The organism is Kouleothrix sp. 19917 (genome assembly GCF_057073505.1).
In genome coordinates, this window is the sequence record NZ_CP097099.1 from 8,278,860 (window position 1) to 8,289,891 (window position 11,032).

The window sequence follows — 11,032 nt, forward strand, 5'->3', positions numbered from 1 at the left end:
TCTCTTTCGAAATGCGGCCGTTTCATACTTGCCCATGTGCCTCGCCGGTTTCTTTTTTGGAGGTGTGATGATGAGCCAGAATGCCGTGCAGCGTCTTTATCTTATGCAGGTTGGGTCCATGCCGGAATACGACATCCCGATTGTGTGCTATCTGGTGCAAACGGGCGACGGCAGGAATATTCTGATCGACAGTGGTCTGCCCGAGGTTTTGCCAGAAGGAGAATCGGAGTTCGAAAATGGGCAGGACGTTATCGCGCAGCTTGCAAGCCTTGGCTTGAAACCTGAGGATATCGATACCGTCGTTTCGACGCACTATGATGGCGACCACGCTGGAAGGCACGCGGCATTCACGAAGGCGCAGTATGTGGTGCAGCGTGCGCATCACGAGGATGCGGCCAGCAACCCGCGTTTCGAATTCGTTCGGCCGCAATGGGATCAGCCAATCGAGCGCATTCGGCTGGTGGATGGCGACACGGAGCTGCTGCCGGGGCTGGAGCTGATTGAGACGAGCGGGCATGTGCCTGGGCATCAATCGGTGCTGCTGCGGCTGCCCAAAACCGGGGCGGTGTTATTGACAATCGACGCTGTACCCTTCGGTGAGGGTTTTACCCGCGACCCGCAGGACGACGGCGGGAGCCCGGATGGCGAAGCGACCCGCGCCAGCACGATCAAGCTGCTGGATCTTGTCGAGCAGGAGCATATCGGGCTGGTGATTTTCGGCCATGACAAAGATCAGTGGGACACGCTCAAAAAAGCGCCAGCGTTTTACGAGTAAAGCACCATTCGCAGCCACTGAAGGCGAACAACGAAACCCCTGGCCAGGAAACTGGCCAGGGGTTTCGCGTGGTGAGGAGCAAACAGGCCCTATTTGCGCGGCGTCTTGGCGCTGGCAGTATTCGAGTAGGCCGAGTTGCCATTGGCGTTGGTCGCGCGAACCCGGTAGTAATAGGTCGTGTTCCCAGTCAGGCCCGTGCTTTGGAAAGTGGTCACACCGGCGGCAGTCGTGCCAATTTGGGTGAAGCCGGTGGTTGCGCTGGTCGAGCGCTCGATCTGGAAGCCAGTTTCATCGCTGGAGTTGTCGACCCAGCTCAGGTTGATCTGCGTCTTCGAGGCGGCTGTGGCCGCAAGGCCGCTTGGCGCAGCCGGTGGTGACACCACCGCCGGGCCAGTCAGGCTGCTCGCGCCGCGAACCACCAGCGCAAAAGGCTGCGGGCCATTCGGCACGTTCGCCCCGCTGACCGTGATCGTCCACGTGCCCGCCGCAGCCGACTGGACATACACGTTCTCGACGTTGTTGACCGTGTCGGCGCTGCCCCCCGTGGCCGACCAGCCGCCAGCGAAGACGTTGCCGCGATACACGGTTGTGCCGTTCGGCGCGGTCACGGTCAGGTTGAGGTTGTTGACCAGGTTGGCCGCCGCCGCCGCCGTTGAGGCGTAGTCGCTCCACACCAGGCTGATCTTCAGCGCGCCGGCCGTGGCGACGCTGGCCGTGTAGGCCGTGCTGCTGCCAGTCGTGGCCGAGCGCGTGTCGTCGTACTGGGCCGAGCCGTCGGTCGCCGTGCCGATGTTGATGCGCCCCCAGCCCTCGTGTACGTTCGGGATGGGGAAGTCGTTGTCGTTCGCGCCGTCGTTGTTCTCGTCGAGCATATCGACGGCCGAGTTGATCAGGGTGGCCTTCACCAGCGCGGCGCTGGCGTTCGCGCCATAGGCCTTCTGGTAGAAATCGCGCACCACGGCGGCTGCGCCAGCCGTCAGCGGGTTCGACATCGAGGTGCCGCCGAAATACTTGTAGTACGGGTTCACCGGCATGCCCCAGCCGTCGGACTGGTAGGCGTTGTTCTTGGGGTTGATCGGGTCGCCGTAGCCCTCGCGGTATTTACCCGAGTAGGTCGACAGGATCCACGTTCCGGGCGCAACCACGTCGGGTTTGATGCGGCCATCGTCGGTTGGGCCGCGGCTGGAGAAGGCCGCCATCTGCCCGGAATTACCGGCGGTTGGGTCGGTCGAGATCGGCGGGGTGGTGAAGCCCCAGCGCTGCCCGGGCGTGCCGAGCGCGTTTTGCCCGCCCATGCTCGAACAGGTCTGGCCGCTCTGGTAGGTCGTATCGTGCGAAACATAGGCCAGGCCAGTGTCGCACTGGTAGTTACCCTGGCGGTCGTTCTCGCTCGCGCCCACGGTCAGCACGTTCTTGGCGGTTGCCGGCGAGCCGATCGAGTCGTTGTCGACCACACCATCGTTATTGGCGTCGGCGCCTTCGTTGCCGGCCGAGAAGGTGATCAGCATGTCGCGATGGCCCCAGATGAAATCGTCGGCATTCGCGCTGTTGGTGGTGTAGTCGCCGGCCGAAGCGCTGCCCCACGAGTTCGAGTGGATGCGCGCGCCCGCGTCGTAGGCCTGCTGGAACAGCGTGTGCAGATCGGCTGGCAGGCCCGTCAGGTAGTAGCCGTTCTGGTAGCCATACAGGCTTTTGCACAGGCTCGACGTGGTTACCCAGTTTTCAGTTGCCTGGAATACCAGATGCGCCGCTGGGGCCACGCCCTTGCCCTGGCCGCCCGGGCTGTTCGCGCCGTTGCTGAGCACCGAGCCAGCCACATGCGTGCCGTGGCCGCTATCGACATCCTGCGCGCCGTCGTCGGTGATAGTCTTGAAGCAGGAGTCGGTCACGCCCGGCCAGTTGTAAACCTGCGTCACCCGGCCATTGATATCGGGGTGGGCGGTTGTGGTGGTGCCGCCGCCCAGGCCAGTATCGGCCACTGCCACGGTTTGGCTCGAGCCGTCGTACGACGAGCCATTCGAGTGGGAAGCATTCGCCGCGTTGGCGCCAATGATCCCACGCGCATACTCGTCCAGCGTCTTGGGCAGGGCGAAGTTCTCGACCCACGCCACATCGTCTACTCGCGCAATCGCGCTGAGCTGCGCCGAATCGGCTGCCACAAGCAGCAGCTGGCCATCGCGCCCAACGATCTGCGCGCCGCTTTGCGCAATAGTGGCCATGGCCCCGGCTGCATCAGCGCCGCGCTCGACGCGCACGCGATACAGCTGCGCACCCGCGCGCTTGAGCTTGGTGTCGAGCTTGTAGGCCGGCTGGAACACGCCGACCCAGGCAACGTCTGCCAGCGAACGGGCCTGCCGCGCCTGCGCAGGCGTCATGCGCACTTTGAACGCATAATCTGGCACATAGTCAAGCAGCTCAATCCCCTGCCCCGCCAGCCGATCTTTCCATGCTTGTTGCACCGGGCCATGAAATTGCACCAGGTAGTAGCCGCGCTGGCCAGCCGCCGGGCCGGCGCTGGTCAGGTCGGGCGCGAGCGCGGGCAGCTGGCCGCTGCTGGGCACAAAGGTTGCGCCCTTCAAGCGAATGGCTGCGCCTTTTCCACCCTGTAGCAGCGGACTGGCCGTGGCCGTGCTGATGCTTGCCGCAATCAGCATGATCAACAGGCCGAGGGACATGAGCGCGTGACGTTTCACCAATTTCTCCTTACTACGGCAACACACATGCCGGGCCGATAGGGCATCGGTCCGGTGAGGAAAGGGCACGTACAGGCGGGCAATTCAAGCAATATGCCATAGCGCGATACGCGAGCGTCGCTGCTCGCTGCGTAAGGTTCGGGAAAGGACGGATATTCACTGGATAGTAAAGAGAGCAGAAACAGCGCCGAAAAATACATGCAGGCCAGGCAGATTCCCGGAATCGGCTTAGACCTGCCAGAATCGCACGGCCCGATCCATCCCGCCCGTGGCAAGCGCATTGCCGTTCTGGCTGGCCGCAAGCAGCAGAATGCGCGCGCCGCGTTCGAGCAGCGTGCCGCGCTCCCGGCCGTCGCGCACGCCCCACAGGCGCAGGCTGCCATCCCACGACGCGCTGGCCAGCGTGTCGCCGCCCTGAACAAAGGCAATGCCGCTGATGTAGCGCGTGTGGCCGCGCAGCGTATGCACCAGCCGGCCGTCGCGCACATTCCACAGCCGCACCGTCGCGTCTTCCGAGCGCGAGGCCAGCAGTTCGCCGCCGGGGTGGAAGGCCAGCCCGCTCACCGGCAGCGTGTGGTCGCGCAGCGTGTGCAGCAGCCTGCCATCGCGCACATTCCACAGCCGCACACTGGTGTCGCGCGCGCACGAAGCCAGCGTGCGCCCATCCGGGCTGAACGCGATCTCGCACACGGCATCGGTGTGATCGGCGAGGGTGTGAATGAGCGCGCCACTGCGCGTGCTCCAGATGCGGATTCGGCCATCTTCGCCAGCCGACGCCAGCCGGCCGCCGTCGGGCGAAAGCGCCAGGCCCACCGTGCCAAGCGAGTGCCCTTGCAGCGTATGCAGCGGCGCGCGCTCGCGCAGCCCCCAGACAATGATCGTGCCATCGGTGGCGGCAGAAGCCAGCAGCGGGCTATTGGCAGCCACGGCAATGCACGAAATGCGGCCGCGATGCTCGTGCAAAATGCTTTGCTGTGCGCCATCGCGCGCCTGCCAGATCCGCACCGTTCCGTCGTCTGCCCCCGAAACCAGCAGGTCGCTCGCGGGCGTAAAGCCGATCTGCCGCACAGGGCCATGGTGCCCGCGGCAGACAATCGGCGCTGCGCCGCCAGTGCGCCAGATATGGATTGCGCCATCGTTCGCGGCCGAGCCAATCAGCTCGCCGTTGGGGGCAAAGGCCACGCTCAGAATTGTGTCGGCGTGCATGCCCAGCGCGCGCTTCGAATGCCGCCGCACGCCCGAGCCAAGCGCAAACAGCGTCAGCAGGACGATATAGGCAATCACGGCGATTTTCACAAGCTGCGCTGGATCGGTGATGAATGGCACGCGCCGTAATGTGCCTGGCGCGACCGCGATCAGCACCATCAGGGCCAGCATGCCAATGCTGAGTACCAGCGCCAGAATGAGCAGTGGCGCAGTGCGGGCAGGTGCTGGCACGCGTGGCGCTGCGGAAACACTCACCGAGTCGGCGCTTTCGCTGGCGTGGGGGGGTGGCAGCGTGGGTTCGGCGTGGGTTCGCGCAGGCACAACCGGCAGCGCAGGCGGTGGCGTGGGTGCTGCCCGCAGCTCGGCGCGCAGCTCGGCGGCGCTCGCATGGCGATCTTCTGGCTTCATTGCCAGCGACTTGCGCAGCGCCGCGTCGATTTCGGGTGGCAGGTTGGGCACGCGAATATTCAGTGGCGGCAGCGGGTCGGGCTGATGATCATTCTGTGCACCCACGCGCGTTGGCGCGTTGGGCGGCGGCACGCCCGCGAGCAGGTGGTAAAGCGTTGCCGCGAGCGCATACAGGTCGCTGCGGGCGTCGGTGCCCGCGCCGCGAATCTGCTCGAACGGCGCGTATTGCAGGGTGAAACCATGCACGCTGCGCCCCTCGTGATCGGCGCCATTCGCCCCAGCCGCGCCTTTTGCCAGCCCAAAATCCAGCAGCATAATCTGGCCGTTTGGCGCGAGCTTGAGGTTGTGGGGCTTGATGTCGCGGTGAATCACGGCGGGCTGCTGCTTATGCAGGTAGTTCAGCGCATCGAGCAGCAGATCGGCCCAAAGCAGCACCGTGCGCGCATCAAACGGCCCGCCATTCGCGCGCAGCAGCTCGGAAAGATCCTGGCCTTCGATATATTCCATCACCAGGAAATGGTCGCCCTGCTCGGCGAAATGGTCGTGCACTGCCGGTAGCGCCGGGTGATGCAGGCGCGCCAGCAGCCGGGCTTCGCGCTGAAATGCCGCCACGCGCTCGGGCAGCGGGCTGAGCAGCATGCGCTTGACGGCCACATTATTATCAAGCCGCATGTCGAGCGCACGATACACCGCGCCCATGCCGCCGTCGCCAATATGCTCCAGCACCTGGTAGCGCTGGTGAAGAATCGTGCCTTGCCTGAGCATGGGTGGGCTTTCTATGTACTGAGGTCGAGGTAGTAGCCGATGCCGTGGCGCGACTGAATGATATCGCTGTCCGGGTCGATCGCGCGGAATTTCTGCCGCAGCTCGCTGATCTTGCGATGCACCAGCTCGATTCGGGCTGGATCGAACTTTTCGCCCGGCCAGATCGCCAGCACACAGCTTTGGTGCGTGCAGATCTCCGACAGGTTGCGGCGCTCGTAGAGGTGTTTCAGCAGGTGCAATTGGCTGGGCGAAAGCGTGAGCGGCACACCATGAAACTCAAAGCGCTGCTCGTAGGCGCGAAACAGCAGTTTTTGTGGCGAAAGGTCGGTTGTTTCCTGATCGACGAACTCAAGCAGCGGCTGTGGGCTGCCCAGCCCAATTCGGTCGCTGTTGCGCAGCTGGTGATCGCCGCTGAGCCGGTGGCCATTCACAAACGTGCCGTTTGAGCTGCCAATGTCGCGCAGCACAAAATGATTATTGTGGTGCTCGATCAGGGCATGCTTGCGCGAAACCGCCCCGCGCTCAATCACAATATCGTTTTTGGCGTCGCGGCCAATGCGGCAAGAAGCGCCGCTGAGTACAAATTCTTCAGGCTGGACGACGTCGTCGTGCGCGCGCAGCCTCGCACTCCCCGCGTAGGGGCTCGTGTCAGTAGGCACGTTCGTTCCTTTCGATGCAGTGCAGAACGAGCAGCAATACCAACGGGCGCAAGGAAATGCAAGATACTACAAAAGATGGTAACCCCTAGTATACCAGATATGGCCGCGCTTGGCGCAGGCCGATCAGGAGGAAAACAGGAGAATCCGGAGGAATTGCGGAGGAATCAGGAGAAATCAGGAGGAATCAGCAGGAAGGCGAGAAATGGAAGAATCAGGCAGCAGGTCGCAAGGAAAATGGATAAACTCAAATTGGCGCGTTTCGGCTAGACTGTATCCATCGCACCACTGCATCGGAGCCACGACGCAAGCCGTTCAACCGCACAGGAGGAAGGGTATGAGTTCTGTACTGCTGATTTGTGTGCTCGCTGTGGTTGGGTTTGTGATGCTGCGCCCTGAGCCGCGCTCGCAGGTGATCTATGTGCCGATTGAGGTCACCGAAACGCGCCGCCGCCTGGGCTGCATGCCATTCATCTTGCTCGGCCTGATCATCCTTTTCCTGATGGCGCTGGGCATTGTTACGCTCTAAGCATTCGCCGCCCCGCGTCGGCGTTCGCAATAGGTTTTGGCTGCAAAGCGCATCCTGAAGGGCATCAGGGTGCGCTTTCTGCATGCCCTTCCCAAACGCGCCACAGCAAATCGCCACTTGACACCGCTGCGGCCTGCGCTATAATCTAACCGATTAACCCACTGCCCCCAACCAAGACATGACCAAAAAACGAGTGACCCACATGGACGTGGCGAAGCATGCGGGCGTGTCCACCGCCGCTGTGTCCTACGTCATTAATAATGGGCCGCGCAGCACCTCGCCCGAGGTGCGCGAGCGCGTGCTGCGCGCTATTCGCGAGCTCGATTACCACCCGAATGCATCGGCGCGCAGCCTGCGTGCGCGGCGTACCAACACGATTGGCTATGTGGTGAACGACTACAATGCCATGGATGTGTTCACGTCCTCATACAGCGCGGGCATTCTGACGGGCCTGACCGCCGAGCTGAAACAGCAACAGCACTATGTGCTCGTCTACCCGATGCAGATCGGCGAAGATTTGCGCGCCTTCGAGATGCTGCTGCGCAGCGAACGGCTCGACGGGGTGGTGCTGCGCCTGGTGCAGGAAGCGCCCGCCACCGATGGCCTGCTTGAGCTGATCAGCGGCGCGAACGTGCCGTGCGTATGTATCGAGCGCCCGGGCGCGCCGCGCTTTGGCATGCCCGCGCTCACCTACGACGACCACGGCGGCTCCTACGAGGCCACGCGCTACCTGATCGGGCAGGGCCACCGCCGCATCGCGCACATCGCCGGCGACATGCGCTACTCGACGGCGCGCGCGCGCCTGGCAGGCTACCGCGCCGCGCTGGCCGACCACGGCTTGCCGGCCGATGAGTCGCTCATCTTCGGCGGCAACGACTGGTCGCCCAAGCTGATCGACGCGGTGATCGGCCCGCTCCTGCAGCTTCCGGGCCGGCCCAGCGCGGTGGCCGCCGCCAGCGACGATTTTGCGCTGCGCCTGCTCGAACAGCTACAGGCACGTGGGCTTCGTGCCCCCACCGACCTGGCGGTGGTGGGTTTTGACGATGTGCTGGCGGCCAGTGGCGCGGCCCCGCCACTGACGACCGTGCGCATTCCGCTGCTGGAAATGGGCCAGCGCGCCGCGACGCGCCTGCTCAGCCTGGTGCTTAACCCCAACGACGACAACGCCCAGGCCGACGTGCTGCCGGTCGAGCTGGTGCGGCGCGCCTCGGCCTGAGCGGGGTGGCATTGCGGGTATTTTCTAATCGGTTAGCATCCGATACTCGTGAAAGGAACATAGCTTGGAAACGACCACCGACATACCGACCACGCGCTACACGCCCCTGCCCTTCACCGCCGTTCGCTTCACCGATCGCTTCTGGGGGCCGCGCCAGCGCATCAATCGCGAGCGCACCATCCCGCATATCGACAAACAGAACAGCATCACTGGCCGCATCGACGCCTTTCGGCGCGACTGGAACCCTTCGCCCGAGGTCACCCGCCGCGACGGGCGCTGGAATGGTACCACCGTGATGTTCTGGGACTCGGACGTGGCGAAGTGGATCGAGGCCGCCGCGTACAGCCTTGCCACCACCCCCGATCCCGCGCTCGATGCTCGGCTCGATGCGATCATCGCGCTGATTGCCGAGCGGCAGGAGCCCGATGGCTACCTCAACACATGGTTTCTAACGGTCGACCCCGAGATGCGCTGGGCGAACCTGCGCGACTGGCACGAGCTGTACGACGCCGGCCACCTGATCGAAGCCGCCGTTGCGCACTACGAAGCCACCGGCAAGCGCTCGCTGCTCGACGTAATGTGCCGCTACGCGGATTACATTGGCGCAACCTTTGGGCGCGGCCCCGGCCAGAAGCGCGGCTACTGCGGCCACCCCGAGATCGAGCTGGCGCTCATCCGCCTGGCGCGCGCCACCGGCGAGCAGCGCTACCACGACCTGGCGCGCTACTTCGTCGACGAGCGCGGCCAGCAGCCGCACTACTTCGACCAGGAAGCGATTGCGCGGGGCATTCAGCCCGATCAGTTCTGGGCGCGCTCTTACGAGTATAACCAGGCCCACCTGCCGGTGCGCGAGCAGACCGAGGCGGTCGGCCATTCGGTGCGCGCCGTGTACCTCTACAGCGCCATGGCCGACCTGGCCGCGTCGGAAGGCGACCAGCAGCTGCGCGACGCCTGCGCTACGATCTGGCGGCACCTCACCACCAGGCGCATGTATGTGATGGGCGGAATTGGCACCTCGGCTAAGAATGAGGGCTTCACCAGCGACTACGACCTGCCGAACGAAAGCGCCTACGCCGAAACCTGCGCCGCCATCGGCCTGGTGTTCTGGGCGCAGCGCATGCTCCGGCTTGGCCTCGACCGGCGCTACACCGACATTCTTGAGCTGGCGCTCTACAACGCCGTGCTCAGTGGTGTTTCGCACGATGGCGAAAGCTTTTTCTACGACAACCCGCTTGCCAGCGAAGGCACCCACCACCGCTCGGAATGGTTCACCTGCCCGTGCTGCCCGCCCAACCTGGCGCGCATCATTGCGTCGCTGGGCGAGTATGTATATGCGCAGAATGAGCACGAGGCCGTGGTGCACCTGTATGCGCAGGGCAGCGGGCAGTTCCGCTTTGGCGAGCGGGACGTCACGCTGCACCAGCAGACCGACTACCCATGGGACGGGCGCGTGACGCTGCGCGTTGCAACCAGCGCGCCGGCCAGCTTTGCGCTGCGGATGCGCGTGCCAGCCTGGAGCGGCGCGCCCGATCTGCTGCTGAACGGCTCGCCGGTGAATGCGCCGGCCGAGGGTGGCTACCTGCAGATCGACCGCGAGTGGAGCAATGGCGACGAAGTCGTGCTGACGCTGCCCATGCCGGTCGAGCGGCTCTACGCGCGCCCCGACGTCACGCCCGACCTGGGGCTGGTGGCGCTGCGCCGCGGCCCGCTGATCTACTGCGTCGAGCAGGCCGACCAGAGCGTGCCAGTCGAGCGGATTGTGCTGCCCGCCAGCGCCGAGCTTGCCAGCGAGTTCCGCGACGATGTGCTGGACGGGCTGGTGGTGGTGACGGGCATGGCACTCGCGCCCACCAGCGAGGGCTGGGCCGACGACGAGCTGTACCGCACGGTGCCACCCGAGCTGCGCGCCTGCCCGATCACCGCCATCCCCTACTACGCCTGGGACAATCGCGCGCCGGGCAGGATGCGCGTGTGGCTGCCAGTTGCCGAGGCGTAGCGCGAGCACTTGTCCTTTTCCGCGAATAAAGCCATACACAAACAATCCCGGAGTGGCTGCGAAGCCGCCCCGGGATTGTTTGTGAGCCAAGAGAATTGGAAAAAATTGCGCCGATTAATTTGTTGCAGGCCCGACGAATACCAGGTTCAGGTCCGGCCCGGCCGGGTCGGTAAGCAGGGCCGCTGGCACCATGCCAAGCCGCGCCCAGCCTTTCGCATCGAACGCGGCGTACAGATATATGTCGCCGCAGCGCAGCTCGATCACACAATCCAGTGGCGCCACGCTCTCGACATCGATCTGGTAATCGCCGGGCGCGGCCTCGGTGGCCCATATGGTGCACAGGTGCGCCCCTGCCTCGTCAACCAGCGTTTCGGAAAGAACGCGCCGCCGATCGGCACCGCGAACAGTGGAGCGCGGGGACGACTTGGGCAGCAACACATTCAGATCGTTGCGCGGAACGCAGATCGGGCGTAGCCATTCGAGCGGCGCTGCTGCGCCCGGCTGGTGCAGCGCCCAGTTCCACGGTTGGTGAGCATCGAGCAGCGTTCGGGTCAGCGCATATGTTTCGGAACACTCGGGGCAGATCCAGAGGTGCCACCAGACGCCGGGGTAGGTTTGGGCCGCTTCGGCCGCATTGACATCTTTGAGATCGATAAAAGCTGGCAGGTCTTCCAGGCATTCGTCGCAGGAAATCGATTGTGGGGCCGGTGCCATATCACTTGCGCGGAACATCAGCAAAATGCTGGCCCGGCAGAGTGGGCACTCGCTGAGATGACGGCGCGTATTCT

General features: G+C 64.2%; 8 protein-coding genes. 4 read left to right on the forward strand and 4 right to left on the reverse strand.

Features of this window, described 5'->3' with window-relative positions:
* The first annotated feature begins 67 nt into the window (after positions 1-67).
* The gene (locus M1P90_RS33475) at positions 68-775 is read left to right on the forward strand and encodes an N-acyl homoserine lactonase family protein (RefSeq protein WP_483700190.1); all 708 of its coding nucleotides are present in this window, start codon (positions 68-70) and stop codon (positions 773-775) included.
* 89 nt (positions 776-864) lie between these two features.
* Here the strand turns inward: M1P90_RS33475 and M1P90_RS33480 are convergent, their stop codons facing one another.
* From M1P90_RS33480 to M1P90_RS33490, 3 genes are all read right to left on the reverse strand, one after another.
* Positions 865-3,468 carry a S8 family serine peptidase gene (locus M1P90_RS33480; protein ID WP_483700192.1) on the reverse strand — a complete coding sequence of 868 codons (2,604 nt, stop codon included), beginning with the start codon at positions 3,466-3,468 and terminating at the stop codon, positions 865-867.
* A 228-nt stretch (positions 3,469-3,696) separates the two neighbouring features.
* A complete protein-coding gene (locus M1P90_RS33485) occupies positions 3,697-5,847 on the reverse strand; it encodes a WD40 repeat domain-containing serine/threonine protein kinase (RefSeq protein ID WP_483700193.1) in 2,151 nt (716 codons plus the stop codon).
* 11 nt (positions 5,848-5,858) lie between these two features.
* The gene (locus M1P90_RS33490) at positions 5,859-6,506 is read right to left on the reverse strand and encodes an FHA domain-containing protein (RefSeq protein ID WP_483700195.1); all 648 of its coding nucleotides are present in this window, start codon (positions 6,504-6,506) and stop codon (positions 5,859-5,861) included.
* Positions 6,507-6,840: 334 nt separating this feature from the next.
* Between M1P90_RS33490 and M1P90_RS33495 the strand changes: the two genes are divergently transcribed.
* From M1P90_RS33495 to M1P90_RS33505, 3 genes are all read left to right on the forward strand, one after another.
* The gene (locus tag M1P90_RS33495; RefSeq protein ID WP_483700196.1) at positions 6,841-7,032 is read left to right on the forward strand and encodes a hypothetical protein; all 192 of its coding nucleotides are present in this window, start codon (positions 6,841-6,843) and stop codon (positions 7,030-7,032) included.
* Between the two features lie 202 nt (positions 7,033-7,234).
* The gene (locus tag M1P90_RS33500) at positions 7,235-8,248 is read left to right on the forward strand and encodes a LacI family DNA-binding transcriptional regulator (RefSeq protein WP_483700197.1); all 1,014 of its coding nucleotides are present in this window, start codon (positions 7,235-7,237) and stop codon (positions 8,246-8,248) included.
* Between the two features lie 64 nt (positions 8,249-8,312).
* A complete protein-coding gene (locus M1P90_RS33505) occupies positions 8,313-10,244 on the forward strand; it encodes a glycoside hydrolase family 127 protein (protein WP_483700199.1) in 1,932 nt (643 codons plus the stop codon).
* A 114-nt stretch (positions 10,245-10,358) separates the two neighbouring features.
* On the opposite strand, the gene M1P90_RS33510 is transcribed toward M1P90_RS33505, so the two are convergent.
* The gene (locus M1P90_RS33510) at positions 10,359-10,976 is read right to left on the reverse strand and encodes a hypothetical protein (protein ID WP_483700200.1); all 618 of its coding nucleotides are present in this window, start codon (positions 10,974-10,976) and stop codon (positions 10,359-10,361) included.
* Between the last annotated feature and the right edge of the window lie 56 nt (positions 10,977-11,032).